Raw genomic sequence first — 13817 nt, 5'->3', positions numbered from 1 at the left:
GACCCCTTCATGTACCTAGGCGCAAGGAAGGGGGCCTTCATGTACTTGGGGACAGAGGCGCCGTGCTGGGTTCCCCTATTCCGCCACGCTGGTCACAGCAGCCCCGCCAGCAGCAGCCGACGCGACCCGAAAGTTATCGGCAACGGCACCAATCCGCATCGACTCCGGTGCCGAAGGCCTGTCATGACACCGGGATCAGGGGTTCATCCGCAGCAGCGGGAGACCCGAGGGCGTGCGGATCTCCAGCGCCTTGATGTCACCGGTGCGCATCGCGGTGCCGACCACGATGTGCGCGGTGTCCTTGGGCATCGCGCGCCAGGACGCGAGTTCGCTCGTGCCGCCGTCGGCGCCGACGGCGACCAGGATGTAGTCGCCGGTGCGGTTGCCGCCGTAGCTGCACGTCATGTCGACCTTCGTGCCGGTGTCCGTGGCGGACATGGCGACCTCCGCGGTCACCGGGTAGTCGCCGAGCGGGGTCATCGGGTTCCCCGCCGTCGCGACCGGCCCGGTCAGGACGACCACGAGCGCGGCACCGGCGGCGACGGCCAGTCCGGCCGCGGTGGTGGTGATGGCCCGTTGGATCCGCCTTCCCCGGCGGACCCGTTTGAGCACGGTCGGCAGCAGTTCCGGCGAGGGTGCCGGTTCGTCCTCCAGCAGCGCGGGGGCGCCCGCCTGGGCGAGCAGGCCGGGGATGCCGGCCAGATCGCGTACGGACGCGGCGCACCGGTCACAGACGCGAAGGTGCTTCTCATAGGCGAACCGGTCTTCCGGGGACAACGCCCCGAGCACGTAGGCCGCGTCGTAGGTGGCGAAGGGGTCGGTCATTGAGTCACCCCTCTTTCCTCCAATATCAGCCGCAGCGCCCGCAACGCGTAGTGCGTCCGCGACTTGATGGTTCCTTCGGCCACACCCAGCCGCTTCGCAGCGTCGGCGACGGAGTAACCCTGGAAATAACACAGGACGAGGACGTCCCGGTGTCTCGGCGAGAGCTCGCCGAGGGCTTCGGCGACCAGCCAGCCCTGGACGGCCCGTTCGGTGCCGTCCGTGACCGCCGTTTCGGGCGGTTGACCGGTCACCACTTCCGGATGCGCCTCGGAAGCGCGCCAGTCGTCGATGGCGATCCGCCTCGCGACGGTGAACAGCCAGCCGCGCGCCGATCCCTCCGACTGGTCGAGCACCTTGGCGTTGCGCCAGGCCCGCAGCAACGTCTCCTGGACGACGTCCTCCGCGCGGACCCGGTCGCCGCTGGTGAGGTGCAGTGCGTAGGACCAGAGCGCCGCCGCGTGCTCGTCGTGCAGAGCCCGCATGAGCCGGTCCTCCGCGAATTCCTTCACCGATCCGTGCTCTCGCGGTTGAGGAGCAGCGGGAGGGCGAAGACCACGCACACCACTTCGGTGATCAGGCCCCAGAGCTCGGCCTGGGTGGTGAAGCGCTCCGAGACACCGAAGAACCCTGTGGTCAGGGAGAGGACGTACGCACCCAGCGTGGCCAGGCCGAAGCCGATCGCCGCGAGTGCCGGCAACCAGTGGTGCCACACCAGGACGGCGACCGCGATGACCACGCCCGCCACGACGTTCACCAGGAAGAGCGGGCCGACCACGTCCGTTTCCGACGCCCAGTCCAGCCATACGACGTAGTGCACCCATGCCGAGCCGAGCAGGCCCGCCGCCACGACCGCCCGCAACAACCACCGGATCATGTCCGTATCCCTTTTCCGCGTGTTCGGTTCCCCTATGCCTGTGAACACGGAAAATCGGGCCTCCCGGTTCAATTCCGCACCCGATGGGCGCCGAAATTGAACCGGACGGCCGCCTGGACCGTGTGTAGGGGCATGACTGCCGAACTCCATTCCCGCCGCACCGTCCTGACCACCGGGGCCGCCGTCGCAGGCGCGGCCGTCGGTGCCGTGGCCCTCACGGCCTGCGGAAGCGAAACCCCGCCGTCCGGTTCGGCCGCCGCACCACCCGCCGCGGCACCGGGCGAAACCCTGACCGCGCTCTCCGACATCGAGGTCGGCAAGGCGAAGGCCGCCAAGACCGCCGACGGCAAGGACGTCATCGTCACCAGGACCGCGGAAGGCACGGCGGCCGCGTTCAGCGCGATCTGCACGCATCAGGGCTGCGCGGTCGTCCCCGAGGGCGCCGAGCTCAAATGTCCTTGCCACAACTCGATCTTCGACGCCGCGACCGGCGCGGTCAAAAAGGGACCGGCGGACCAGCCGCTGCCCTCGATCGCGGTCAAGGTCATGAACGGCCAGGTCGTCACGGCCTGACGAGCACGAAAGGGTCCCTTTAGGACGGAATTTCCGTCCTAAAGGGACCCTTTTGATCCGATGCTTCAGCTGTCCCAGGTGAAGATCGCGTCGCCCGCCTCGACGTCGCCGCCGGTGAGCAGTCCGGAAAGAACTTCGGCCTTCGCGTCCAGCGCCACCACCGGCACGATCGGCGAGTAGCCCGCGGCCTTGACCGCCTCGGGGTCCCACTCGACGACCGGCTGCCCGGCGCGGACGGTCTCACCCTTGACGACGTGGAGGCTGAACCCCTCGCCCTTCTGCTTCACCGTGTCGATCCCGAGGTGGACCAGTACCCCGCGGCCGTCTTCGGTGGCCACCACGAAGGCGTGCGGGTGCAGGGTCACGACCGTCCCGTCCACCGGCGCGACCGCGTCCTGGCGCCCGCCCGAGGGCATGACCGCGAGACCGGGGCCGACCATCGCCTGCGCGAAGACCGGATCGGGCACTTCGGTCATAGCGGTCGTCTTACCGCTCACCGGGCTCAGAATTTCGAGACTCACATCAGGTCCTCGATGTCGCTGGCGATCGTGTCGGCCTCCGGCCCCACGATGACCTGGACGCCCGCGCCGATCCGCACGACGCCCATCGCGCCGGCGGCCTTCAGCGCCGCTTCGTCGAGCAGGCTCACGTCTTCGAGCTCACAGCGCAAGCGTGTGATGCAGCCCTCCACCTCGATGACGTTCTCGGCACCGCCGAGCGCCGCGAGGATCTTTTCCGCCCTGTCATCCGCCATCGCGGTCTCCCTGTTCCCTGTCGGTTTCCCACATGCGAACCAGCTCTACTACGCCGTTCGCCGACTCGCACGTGATCCCTGGCCACGAACGCGTAACGGTGGTTGACACCCGCTCGTGCGACGGAGCATCCTGCCCCATCGGATCATTGGTCTAGACCGGAACGTACCAATCTTCCGGACCAGATGCGAGTACGGGTTCCCCGACAGACCGGCCCGAAAGGACGGTGACCGTCATGAGCGCTTCGGCGCAGCTGCCGCCGTCCGACCGTGTGATCAACGGACCGACGCCCAAGCACGCCCAGCTGCGGGAGATTCTGCGCCGCACAGTGGAGCGTGAGCTACCCCCTGGCTCGCCTATCCCCTCGGAACGTGACCTCGCCGAGACTTATCAGGTGTCGAGGCTCACCGTCCGCTCGGCGATCGGCAAGCTGGTCGAAGAAGGGCTCTTGTCGCGCGTGCGCGGCAAGGGGACGTTCACCGCCGCGAGGCGGATGGAACTGCAGCTCTACCTGATGTCCTTCACCGAGGACATGCGCCGTCGCGGGATGACCCCGACCACAGAGGTCGTCAAGACGGCCACCGAGGTCCCGCCCGCCCCCTCGGCGCACGCCCTCGGCCTGGCCGCCGGCACCCCGGCGCACCGGTTGGTGCGGCTCCGTCGCGCCGACGGGGTACCGCTGGCGGTCGAACGCGGCTGGTATCACGCGGGCCGGATGCCCGGTCTGCTCGACCTCGATCTCACTCGATCGTTGTACGTCCAACTCGCCCAGTCGTACGACCTGCGCCCGGATCACGCGTGGCAGACGGTCTGGGCCGAATCCGCGGACCGCGAAACGGCACGCCTGCTCGGCATGCGCGCCGGCAGTCCGCTTCTTGTCTTCCGCCGGGTCTCCAGCGTCAACGGGGAACCGATCGAAGACATGACTTCCTGGTACCGGGGCGATCACTACCAGGTCACCATGCAGCTGGACCGGAACACCCCGGATTCCGGTCACCATCCTCACTACGGAGGTACCCGATGAGCTCCACCACCGCGGAGGGGGCGAAGGGCAAGGGCAAGGGCTTCGCCGGGCTTCAACGCTTCGGCCGCAGCCTCATGCTCCCCATCGCCGCTCTGCCCGCCGCCGCACTCCTCAACAGGTTCGGTCAGCCCGACCTGCTCGGCAAGGACGGCCTCGGCTGGGACAAGGTCGCCGAAGTGCTCGGCGCGGCGGGCAACTCGCTGTTCAACTGGCTGCCCCTTCTGTTCGCGGTGGGTATCGCGGTCGGCTTCGCCCGGAAGAGCGACGGCGCGACCGCGCTGGCCGCAGTGGTCGGCTTCTTCGTGTTCACCAGCGTCCTCCAGGTCTTCGCGCCGTTCTCCGAACTGCCGGGCTGGAACCCCGAGAAGCCCGCGGGCCTGATGCTCAACCCGCTCAAGTGGCCCTACAGTGTGCTGGCCGGTGTGATCGTCGGTCTGGTCACCGCGCTGCTGTGGCAGAAGTTCTACCGCATCAAGCTGCCGCCGTACCTGGCCTTCTTCGGCGGCCGCCGGTTCGTGCCGATCGTCACCGCACTGACGCTGATGATCCTCGCGGTACCCCTCGGCCTGGTCTTCCACTGGGTCAACGACGGCATCCAGGCCGCCGGTGAGGCGGTCACCGGTTCTCCCGTGGTCGGTGGCGGTATCTACGGTGTGCTCAACCGGTTGCTGATCCCGGTCGGTCTGCACCAGCTGCTGAACGTGCCGGTGTGGTTCATCTTCGACGGTGGTGACCTCACGAAGTTCTTCGAGGGCGACCCGACCCGCGGCACCTTCATGACCGGCTTCTTCCCGATCTTCATGTTCGCCATCCCAGCCGCGGCGCTGGCGATCTGGCAGAGCGCGAAGCCCAGCCAGAAGAAGATCGTCGGCGGTGTGATGATCGCCGGCGCGCTGACCTCCTTCCTGACCGGTATCACCGAGCCGATCGAGTTCTCGTTCATGTACGTCGCGTGGCCGCTGTACCTGATCCACGCGGTCCTGACCGGTACGTCGCTGGCACTGGTGAACGCGCTCGACATCCACCTCGGCTTCGGCTTCTCCGCCGGTGCGATCGACTTCGGACTCAACTTCAACCACCCGGCGGCGAGCGGCAACGTCTGGCTGCTCATCCCGATCGGCCTCGCCTACGCGGTCATCTACTACGTGCTCTTCCGTTTCGTCATCAAGAAGTGGAACCTGCGCACGCCGGGCCGCGAGGACGACTCGATCGAGGCCGACCTCGAGGCCACCGCGGCGAAGCCCGCAAAGTAGTTTCAGCTCAGTAGGACCAAAGGCACGAAAGGGAAAGAACATGCCGGAGAAACGCGTCACCGTGGCCAGCAAGGTGGGCCTGCACGCCAGGCCCGCGGCGACGGTCGCCAAGGCGGCCGCGGCGCAGCCCGTCGCGGTGTCCATCGCCAAGGCGGGCGGCGACCCGGTCGCGGCCGGCAGCGTGCTGAACCTGATGACGCTCGCCGCCGGCTACGGCGACGAGGTCATCATCAGTGCCGAGGGTGAGGGGGCCGAGGCGGCCGTCGACGCCATCGCCGAGCTGGTGGCGACCGACCTCGACGCCTGATCCCGATCCCTGCGAAGCCCGGGCCGCCCCGACCGGCCCGGGCTTCGTAGGGTGTTGGGCATGGACAGCGTGCGCGAGATCGAACAGTGGCCGGTGGACAACGCCGCCACGGCCGTGGTGACCGCCGCCGGTGACGTGCTGGGCACGCACGGCGACACGACGAAGGTGTACAAGCTGGCGTCGGTGACCAAGCCGCTCACCGCCTACGCCGCGCTGATCGCCATCGAAGAGGGCGTCGTCGAACTCGACACCCCCGCGGGGCCGGAAGGCTCCACGATCCGGCATCTCCTCGCGCACACCTCGGGTCTGGCCTTCAACGAGCACAAGCCGATGGCCGCGCCGGGCAACCGGCGCCTGTATTCCAACGCCGGATTCGAGCAGCTCGCCGACGCGCTCACCGAGCACTCCGGCATCCCCTTCGCCGACTACCAGGCGGAGGCGCTTTTCCAGCCGCTGGGCATGAAGGCGACCAAGCTGACCGGCTCTCCCGCTTCGGGCGCGGAGTCCACTGTGGACGACCTGGTCGCGTTCGCCGCCGAACTGCAGGCACCGAAGCTCATCGCCGCCGAAACGGTGCGCGCGGCGACTTCCGTGGTCTTCCCCGGGCTTTCCGGTGTCCTGCCCGGCTTCGGCCACCAGAAGCCGAACGACTGGGGCCTCGGCTTCGAGATCCGCGACCACAAGAGTCCACATTGGACCGGGTCGTCGAGCTCGCCGCGGACCTTCGGCCACTTCGGGCAGTCCGGCACGTTCCTCTGGGTCGATCCCGACGCCGGCGCCGCCTGCGTCGCGCTCACCGACCGCGCCTTCGGACCGTGGGCCGCCGAGGTGTGGCCGCCCTACACCGACGCCGTACTGGCTGAGCTGGGGTCGTGAGCGGCGATCCGTGTTTTCTTGAGGGGTAAGGCATAGGTGTCGTGAGGTCGGGCGTGTCGCGAAAGCCACTTTCGCGACGCTGGATGTCCCGAAAGTGGCTTTCGCGACATGACCACCGGACTAGGCGACACTCACCGGCCCGTGCCTGACCAGGGCAGAAGGCTCCCTTGGTCGCATCGGACGCGGCGAAGGGAGCCTTCATCCCGGCTTGGCCTCGCTCACGAACCCGCCACCCTCGCCCTACCCGGACACACTGGGAAATAACCAACCCGGAACCCGCTCGCCACTCGAATGAGTGACGTGACCGAGGTTGCATCACGTAATGGCCACGATGCCTTGTTAGTCCCTTAGGTGAGGTTTACCTTAGCCGCGGCACAACCGTGGGGGCTGACCGAAGGAGGGCCCCGTGGCTGTGGGCCGGGTAGCTGTGGTTCTGTTCGTCGCGGCGTTGCTGGCGACCTCTGTCGCCGCCTGCGACAGCGCGGAGGAATCCGACGCGCTGGTGATCTACTCAGGACGCAACAAGGAGCTCGTCGGCGGGCTACTGGACCGGCTGAAGCAGGCCACGGGAACCCCGGTCGAAGTGCGCTACGGCGGCAGCGGGGAGATGGCCGCACAACTGCTCGAAGAGGGTGAGCGGACCCAGGCGGACGTCTTCTTCGCCCAGGACGCGGGCGCGCTCGGCGCGGTCGCCGGCCAGGGCAGGCTCTCCGCCCTCCCCGCCGACGTGCTGGGCCTCGTACCCGCCGGGTACCGCGCCGACGACGGCCGCTGGGTCGCCACTTCGGCACGGGTCCGGGTCGTCGCCTACGACCCGGGCGCGGTCACCGAAGCCGAGTTGCCGAAGAGCCTCGACGACATCGTCGACCCGAAGTGGAAGGGCAGGCTGGGGTTCGCCCCGGCCAACGGCTCCTGGCAGGCGTTCGTGACCTCGGTACGGGTCCTCAAAGGCGAGGAGTTCGCCCGCGACTGGCTGCGCAGGTTCGCCGCGAACGAACCGAAGCGGTTCGACAACAACGTCGCGATCCTCAACGCGGTCAACGACGGACAGCTTCCCGCGGGGTTGATCAACCACTACTACTGGCACGCCAAGGTCGCCGAGGTGGGCGCGGGCGCGGTGCGGGCGAAACTGCACCACGTCACCGGCGGCGACCCGCTCGGGCTGGTGAACGTCGCCGGGGCCGGTGTCGTGGAAGGGACCGACCGGAAGGACGCCGCGCTGCGGGCCGTCCGGTTCCTGCTCTCCGAGGAGGCACAACGGCATTTCGCCGACGTCACCGCGGAGTACCCGGTCGTCCCGGCGGTGAAGTCGTCGAAGCACCAGTTGCCTCCGCTCACCGAACTGCACGGTCCCGACATCGATCTCTCGCGGCTGTCGTCGCTTCAGCAGACCGTCGCGCTGCTCCAGGAAGCGGGCCTGTCCTGAAAGGCGTCTTCCGGGCCGCCCCCGCGCTGACGACGCTCGGCGTCCTGGTCGCGGCCGCGGCCGTGACGCCGCTCGGCTACCTCGCGGTCCGCTCGTTCGACCACGGGGCGGGCGAGGTGTGGCACGTCCTGTGGCGGTCCCGCACCTTCGACCTCGCCGTGCGCAGCGTCGCGCTCGCGGTCGCGGTCACCACGGCCTGCCTGGTGCTCGGCGTGCTCTCCGCGTGGCTCGTCGTGCGCAGCGACCTGCCGGGGCGCCGGTTCGCCGGCATCCTCCTGGTACTGCCGCTGGCCGTGCCGTCGTACGTCGCCGGGTTCACCTGGCTGGCGCTGGCCCCCGGGCTGACCGGGTTCTGGGGCGCGTCCCTGGTGCTGACGCTGGTGTCCTACCCGTACGTCCTGCTTCCCGTCGCGGCGGCGCTGCGCACCGCGGACCCGGCGGTCGAAGAGGTCGCGCGGTCGCTGGGCCGCACGAGCACGCGGACGTTCTTCTCGGTGACCCTGCGGCAGATCCGGCCCGCGGCCACCGCGGGCGGGCTGCTGGTCGCGCTCTACGTGCTGAGCGATTTCGGCGCGGTGTCGCTGATGCGGTTCGAGGCGTTCACCCTCGGCATCTACACCAGCTATCGCGGGACCTTCGACCGGACGCCCGCCGCCATCCTCGGCTGCGTCCTGGTCGTCCTCGCGATCCTGCTGACCGTCGGCGAACGGCGCGCGCGAGGCGCGACCGGCGGCCGCGGAGAACGCGAGTCCATTCGCGTTCCCCTTCGCCGGGCGAAGATCCCGGCGGTGATCGGGACGGCGGTGGTACTCCTGTTCGCCCTCGGCGTGCCGGTGGCGAGCCTCGTCCGATGGCTGGTCGCGGGGAGTTCGGCGGCGGGCGGCAACCTGCTCTCGACGACCGGGAACACCGTGGCGGTGGCGGCTTCCGGCGCGGTCCTCACCGTCGTGTTCGCCCTTCCGGTCGGGATCCTCGCGGCGCGGCACCGGGGACCGCTCGTACGCGGGATGGAACTGGCGAGCTTCGCCGGGCACGCGCTGCCGGGGATCACGGTCGGGCTCGCGCTGGTGTTCTTCGGGATCCGCGTGCTGCCGGACCTCTATCAGACGACGTCGATGCTGGCCTTCGCCTACGCGGTGCTCTTCCTCCCGCTGGCGGTGAGCGCGGTGCGGACCGCCGTCGCGCACGCCCCACCGGTGCTGGAGGACGTCTCACGGTCGCTCGGCAAGGGCCGGTCGGCCACGCGGCTGCTGGTGACCGTGCCGCTGGCCGCGCCCGGCATCCTGGCGGGCGCGGCGCTCGTCTTCCTCACCTGCGCCAAGGAACTGCCCGCGACCTTGCTGCTCCGCCCGACCGGGGTGGACACGCTGGCCACCGAACTGTGGACGAAGACCGAGATCGGCGCCTACGCCGCGGCCGCGCCGTACGCGGCAGTCCTGCTGGTGGTGGCGGCCATCCCGGCCGTCGTCCTCGACCGGTTCCTGCGAGGAGTGACGCGATGAGCGGCTTGGACGTCAAGGGCCTGATCGCAGGCTACGGACCGGAACCGGTGCTGCGCGGGCTGGATCTGCGGGTTCCCGAAGGCGGTCTCGTGGCGGTGCTCGGGCCGTCCGGCTGCGGGAAGACGACCCTGCTGCGGGTGCTCGCCGGATTCCACCCGATCCGCGACGGCGAGGTACGCCTCGGCGGCAGGCTGCTCGCCGGCGGATCCGCGCACCTGCCGCCGGAGCGCCGCGGGATCGGGATCGTGCCGCAGGAAGGCGCCCTGTTCCCGCATCTGACCGTCGCGGGCAACGTGGGTTTCGGGTTGCCGCGCGCCGGGCGCCGCGACGGCCGGATCGAGGAACTCCTCGAACTGGTCGGGCTTTCCGGTTACGCCTCGCGGAAACCCGGTGAGCTGTCCGGCGGGCAGCAACGCCGGGTCGCGCTCGCCCGCGCGCTCGCGCCACGACCGGGCGTCGTACTGATGGACGAACCGTTCTCCTCGCTCGACGCGAGCCTGCGCGACGAACTCCGGGCAGACGTCCGCGCGGCGCTGCGCGCGTTCGGCGCGACGGCGCTACTCGTGACGCACGATCAGGAGGAGGCGCTCGGCATGGCCGATCTCGTTGCCGTGCTGCGTGACGGTGTCGTCGCGCAACTCGGGACGCCGCAAGAGATCTACGCCCGGCCGGCCGATCTCGGGGTCGCGCTCTTCGTCGGTGAGGCGGTCACTTTCCCCGGTGACGCGGAAAACGGGACGGTGGGCACACCCTTGGGCAGGTTTCCCGTCCAGGGCAGCGGTACCGGCACCGTCCTGCTGCGCCCGGAACAACTGCACGTCGGCGCCGACGGCGTACCGGCCACCGTGGACGATGTGCTGTTCCACGGGCATGACGCCACGGTGCTGCTGCGACTCGCCGAAGGCAGGCGGGTGCGCCAACGTGTCCAAGGACCGCTCGGGGTTTCCCCTGGTGACGAGGTCCGCGTGCACGTGTCCGGCCCTGCCCTGTTCTTCGCCGGGGAACCGGCATGACCAGGGCGGCCGACCTCGGCTTCCTCGGCGATCTCGCGGTCCACGGCGACCGGACCGCGCTGGTCGCCCCCGACGGCTCCGCGCTGAGCTACCGGGAACTGGACCAGCGAGTGTCCATTGTGGCCGATCGGCTGGGCCCGGTGCGCAGGCTGGTCTTGCTGGCCGCCGCGAACGACGTCGACTCGCTGGTCGCCTACCTGGCGGCACTGCGCGGTCGGCACCCCGTGCTGCTGGTCCCGCGCGGCCAGGCGAGTGCGCCGGCCGAACGTTACGACCCGGACGTCGTCATCGACGGCGGCCTGATCGAACGGCGACCGGGTACCGCGCACGAACTGCATCCCGAACTGGCGCTGCTGCTTTCGACCTCGGGGTCCACCGGCTCCCCCAAAGCGGTGCGCCTGTCGGCCGGGAACCTGCGGGCCAACGCCGCCGCCATCGCCGGGTATCTCGACATCAGGTCCGACGACCGCGCCGTCGCCTCGCTGCCGTTGTCCTACTGCTACGGGCTTTCCGTGGTGAACAGCAACCTCCTGCGCGGCGCTTGCCTGCTGCTTACCGAGCGCTCCGTCCTCGATTCCGAGTTCTGGACACTGGTGCGGGACAGGAGCGCGACGAGCCTGCACGGTGTCCCGCACACTTTCGCCCTGCTCGACCGGATCGGGTTCGATCGGCTCGACCTGCCCTCCCTCCGCTATGTCACGCAGGCGGGCGGACGGCTCGATCCCGCGAAGGTCGCCGAGTATGCCGAACTCGGGCGGCGGCGTGGTTGGCGGTTCTTCGTGATGTACGGCCAGACCGAGGCCACCGCGCGGATGGCCTATCTGCCGCCCGACCTGGCGAGCGCCCATCCCGGCGCGATCGGCCTGCCCGTCCCCGGCGGCGACTTCGACCTCGCCGAGGACGGCGAGCTGATCTATCGCGGCCCGAACGTGATGCTCGGCTACGCGCACGGCACCGCGGACCTCGCCTTGGGCCGCACCGTCCACGAACTCCCGACCGGCGACCTCGGCCGCCGGAACGCCGCCGGACTGTACGAGGTGACCGGCCGCAAGAGCCGGTTCGTCAAACCGTTCGGGCTGCGCGTCGACCTCGACCGGGTCGAACGCGTCCTCGCCGAGGCCGGCATCGAGGCGGTGTGCGCGGGCGCCGACACCGGGGTGGTGATCGCCGTCCACCGGTCCGCCGAACGGGCGGCCACCCTCGTGCGCACCCGGTTCGGCATGCCGCCGTCCAGCGTCGTCGTCCGCCGCATGCGCGAATTCCCCTTGCTGCCCAACGGAAAGCCCGACTATCCGGCCATCACCGCGGCGGCGGGACCGGCGAGCCAGGAACCGGCGTCGGTACGCCGGGTGTTCGCCACCGTGTTCGGTCGGCGGAGCGTTCCCGGCGACGCGACCTTCGTCGGGCTCGGCGGTGATTCGCTCTCCTACGTCAGGATGTCGATCGCGTTGGAACGCGTGCTCGGACGGCTTCCCGGTGACTGGCCGACCACGCCGGTCTCGGAACTCGAGCGCCTGCGCACGACCCCTTCGCGGTGGCCGTCGCTGGAGACCAACGTCCTCCTTCGCGCACTGGCGATCGTCTTCATCGTGAGCACGCACATGGAGTTGTTCACCGTCCACGGCGGCGCGCATCTGCTGCTCATCGTGGCGGGCTGGAACTTCGCCCGGTTCGTGCTGCCCGGCCCGGCGACGCGGATCGCCAGGGCCGCGCTGCCGATCGCCGTGCCCGCGATCGCCTGGCTCGGCTACCGGCTCGCCGTCACCGACGACGTGTCGTGGACGAACGTGCTGCTGATCAACAACTTCACCCTCACCGGCGCATACGGGTACTGGTTCGTCGAGGTCCTCGTGCACGCGTTCCTGGCGCTGTCGCTGGTGTTCGCGATCCCGGCGGTGCGCCGGGCCGAGCGGGCGCACGGATTCGCCACGGCGTTGGTGGCGCTCGGCGCCGGTCTCCTGCTGCGGGTCAGTCTCGGCGCGACGCCGTCGTTTCCCGAACTGCACTGGAGCACTCTCGGCACGGTCTGGTTCTTCGCTCTCGGGTGGCTCGCCCACAAGGCACGGACGGGTACGCAGCGGGCGATCGTGCTGGGGTTCGGTTTCCTGCTCGTCCCCGGGATGGTCGGCGACCCGCTGTGGGAGGCCGTGGTGCTGGGCGGGCTGGTGCTGGTGCTGCTCCAGGTCCGCGTTCCGGTGCCGGGGGCGGCGATCGGCGTCCTCGGGCAGGTCGCGAGTGCGTCGCTCTACATCTACCTGACGCACTGGACGGTCTTTCCCGCCCTGCTCCCGTACCTTCCGGCGCCGGTCGTGCTGGTGCTCAGCGTGGCGGCGGGCACGGCCGTGTGGTGGACCGTGCAACTCGCCACGCGCCGCCTGCGCTCCTACTCCATGAAGCCTCACTCCATTACACGTAGCGGCGAACCCGCCTGGAAGGCCGCGATGTCCTCGACCGCGTCGCGGTAGAAGATCTCGTAGGCCTCCCGGGTGACGTAGCCGATGTGCGGGGTGAGCACGACGTTGTCCAGCGTCCGCAACGGATGCTCCGACGGCAACGGCTCGACGTCGTAGACATCCAGCGCGGCGACCGCGATCTCCTTGCGGCGCAACGCGTCCACCAGCGCGACCTCGTCCACGATCGGGCCGCGTGAGGTGTTGACCAGCATCGCCGTCGGTTTCATCGCGGCGAGTTCGGGCACGCCGACCAGCCCGCGGCTGCGGTCGCTGAGCACCAGATGGACCGACAGGACGTCCGCACGGGCGAACAGTTCCTCCTTCGGCACCGCCGTCACGCCGTGGGGATCGGCCTTCTCCTGAGTCAGGTTCTGGCTCCAGGCGATGGTCTCCATGCCGAACGCCTTGCCGATCTTGGCCGCGCCGGCGCCGAGCCTGCCGAGCCCGAGCAGCCCGAGGGTCTTGCCGGACAGGATCGTGCCGACGGTGGTCTGCCAGCCGCCCTCGCGCATGTTCGCGGACTCCACCGGCACGTTCCGGGCGGCGGCGAGGATCAGCGCCCAGGTGTGCTCGGCCGCCGGAGCCGCGATGTACCCGGTGGAGGAGACGACCACGCCATTGCGCCGGGCGGCGGCCACGTCGATCGCGGCGTTGCGGTGGCCGGTGCTCACCAGCAGCTTGAGCGTGGGCAGCCGGTCGAGGACCTCGGCGGGGAACCGGGTGCGCTCGCGCATCGCGACCACGACGTCGAAGTCCCGGAGGCGGCCCACGACGTCGGCGGGGTCCGCGAACGGCTTCGTGAACACCTCGATCTCGGCGCCGAGGGAGCCCCAGTCGCCGAAGCCGAGCGCCACTTCCTGGTAGTCGTCGAGAATCGCGATCTTCATACCCTCAGGCTAGTTCAGCTCTTTTGAAGAACTCGAACGGCGCGAACTCTGG

Annotated in this window: 14 protein-coding genes and 1 pseudogene; 9 read left to right on the top strand and 6 right to left on the bottom strand. The window is 69.7% G+C overall.

Going from position 1 to position 13817, the window contains the following annotated elements; all coding sequences use genetic code 11:
- Positions 1-195 precede the first annotated feature (195 nt).
- From ACLJO0_RS14535 to ACLJO0_RS14525, 3 genes are read right to left on the bottom strand one after another with little or no spacing between them, the layout of a single operon-like run.
- On the bottom strand, positions 196-825 hold the full coding sequence (locus tag ACLJO0_RS14535) for an anti-sigma factor family protein (RefSeq protein WP_410579075.1): 630 nt from the start codon (positions 823-825) through the stop codon (positions 196-198).
- Complete coding sequence (locus ACLJO0_RS14530) at positions 822-1334, bottom strand: sigma-70 family RNA polymerase sigma factor (protein ID WP_125675061.1); 513 nt, start codon at positions 1332-1334, stop codon at positions 822-824. Before ACLJO0_RS14530 ends, ACLJO0_RS14535 begins: the two co-directional genes overlap by 4 nt.
- Positions 1331-1699, bottom strand: coding sequence for a hypothetical protein (locus tag ACLJO0_RS14525; RefSeq protein ID WP_410579074.1), 369 nt, complete (start codon positions 1697-1699; stop codon positions 1331-1333). Before ACLJO0_RS14525 ends, ACLJO0_RS14530 begins: the two co-directional genes overlap by 4 nt.
- Positions 1700-1831: 132 nt before the next feature.
- Between ACLJO0_RS14525 and ACLJO0_RS14520 the strand changes: the two genes are divergently transcribed.
- A complete protein-coding gene (locus ACLJO0_RS14520) occupies positions 1832-2272 on the top strand; it encodes a Rieske (2Fe-2S) protein (protein WP_410579073.1) in 441 nt (146 codons plus the stop codon).
- A gap of 65 nt (positions 2273-2337) precedes the next feature.
- On the opposite strand, the gene ACLJO0_RS14515 is transcribed toward ACLJO0_RS14520, so the two are convergent.
- Both ACLJO0_RS14515 and ACLJO0_RS14510 read right to left on the bottom strand, forming a co-directional pair.
- Positions 2338-2793: a PTS glucose transporter subunit IIA gene (locus tag ACLJO0_RS14515; RefSeq protein WP_396557683.1), complete on the bottom strand. Its 456-nt coding sequence runs from the start codon at positions 2791-2793 to the stop codon at positions 2338-2340.
- Positions 2790-3035, bottom strand: a pseudogene (locus ACLJO0_RS14510) (glucose PTS transporter subunit EIIB); the annotation flags it as partial. The pseudogene ACLJO0_RS14510 and the gene ACLJO0_RS14515, both read right to left, overlap by 4 nt.
- Positions 3036-3259: 224 nt before the next feature.
- Here ACLJO0_RS14510 and ACLJO0_RS14505 point away from each other — a divergent pair.
- The 8 genes from ACLJO0_RS14505 to ACLJO0_RS14470 all read left to right on the top strand — a co-directional run bounded on the left by ACLJO0_RS14505 (position 3260) and on the right by ACLJO0_RS14470 (position 12890).
- Positions 3260-4048, top strand: a complete 789-nt coding sequence (locus tag ACLJO0_RS14505; protein WP_410579072.1) for a GntR family transcriptional regulator — start codon at positions 3260-3262, stop codon at positions 4046-4048.
- Positions 4045-5301: a PTS transporter subunit EIIC gene (locus ACLJO0_RS14500; RefSeq protein WP_410579071.1), complete on the top strand. Its 1257-nt coding sequence runs from the start codon at positions 4045-4047 to the stop codon at positions 5299-5301. Before ACLJO0_RS14505 ends, ACLJO0_RS14500 begins: the two co-directional genes overlap by 4 nt.
- Positions 5302-5341: 40 nt before the next feature.
- The gene (locus tag ACLJO0_RS14495) at positions 5342-5608 is read left to right on the top strand and encodes an HPr family phosphocarrier protein (protein ID WP_076163675.1); all 267 of its coding nucleotides are present in this window, start codon (positions 5342-5344) and stop codon (positions 5606-5608) included.
- A 60-nt stretch (positions 5609-5668) separates the two neighbouring features.
- Complete coding sequence (locus ACLJO0_RS14490; protein ID WP_410579070.1) at positions 5669-6484, top strand: serine hydrolase domain-containing protein; 816 nt, start codon at positions 5669-5671, stop codon at positions 6482-6484.
- 406 nt (positions 6485-6890) lie between these two features.
- Complete coding sequence (locus ACLJO0_RS14485; RefSeq protein ID WP_410579069.1) at positions 6891-7910, top strand: iron ABC transporter substrate-binding protein; 1020 nt, start codon at positions 6891-6893, stop codon at positions 7908-7910.
- 62 nt (positions 7911-7972) lie between these two features.
- The gene (locus tag ACLJO0_RS14480; protein WP_410579068.1) at positions 7973-9412 is read left to right on the top strand and encodes an ABC transporter permease; all 1440 of its coding nucleotides are present in this window, start codon (positions 7973-7975) and stop codon (positions 9410-9412) included.
- Positions 9409-10425, top strand: a complete 1017-nt coding sequence (locus ACLJO0_RS14475; protein ID WP_410579067.1) for an ABC transporter ATP-binding protein — start codon at positions 9409-9411, stop codon at positions 10423-10425. The genes ACLJO0_RS14480 and ACLJO0_RS14475 overlap by 4 nt, the downstream gene beginning before the upstream one ends.
- On the top strand, positions 10422-12890 hold the full coding sequence (locus ACLJO0_RS14470) for an AMP-binding protein (protein ID WP_410579066.1): 2469 nt from the start codon (positions 10422-10424) through the stop codon (positions 12888-12890). The genes ACLJO0_RS14475 and ACLJO0_RS14470 overlap by 4 nt, the downstream gene beginning before the upstream one ends.
- On the opposite strand, the gene ACLJO0_RS14465 is transcribed toward ACLJO0_RS14470, so the two are convergent.
- Positions 12824-13765 carry a D-2-hydroxyacid dehydrogenase family protein gene (locus ACLJO0_RS14465; protein WP_410579065.1) on the bottom strand — a complete coding sequence of 314 codons (942 nt, stop codon included), beginning with the start codon at positions 13763-13765 and terminating at the stop codon, positions 12824-12826. The genes ACLJO0_RS14470 and ACLJO0_RS14465 overlap by 67 nt on opposite strands.
- Between the last annotated feature and the right edge of the window lie 52 nt (positions 13766-13817).

The sequence above is a fragment of the Amycolatopsis sp. lyj-108 genome (assembly GCF_046549005.1).
Classification (GTDB): Bacteria; Actinomycetota; Actinomycetes; order Mycobacteriales; family Pseudonocardiaceae; genus Amycolatopsis.
The sequence above is the reverse complement of the archived record's forward strand: the minus strand, read 5'-3'. Positions and strand labels throughout refer to the sequence as shown.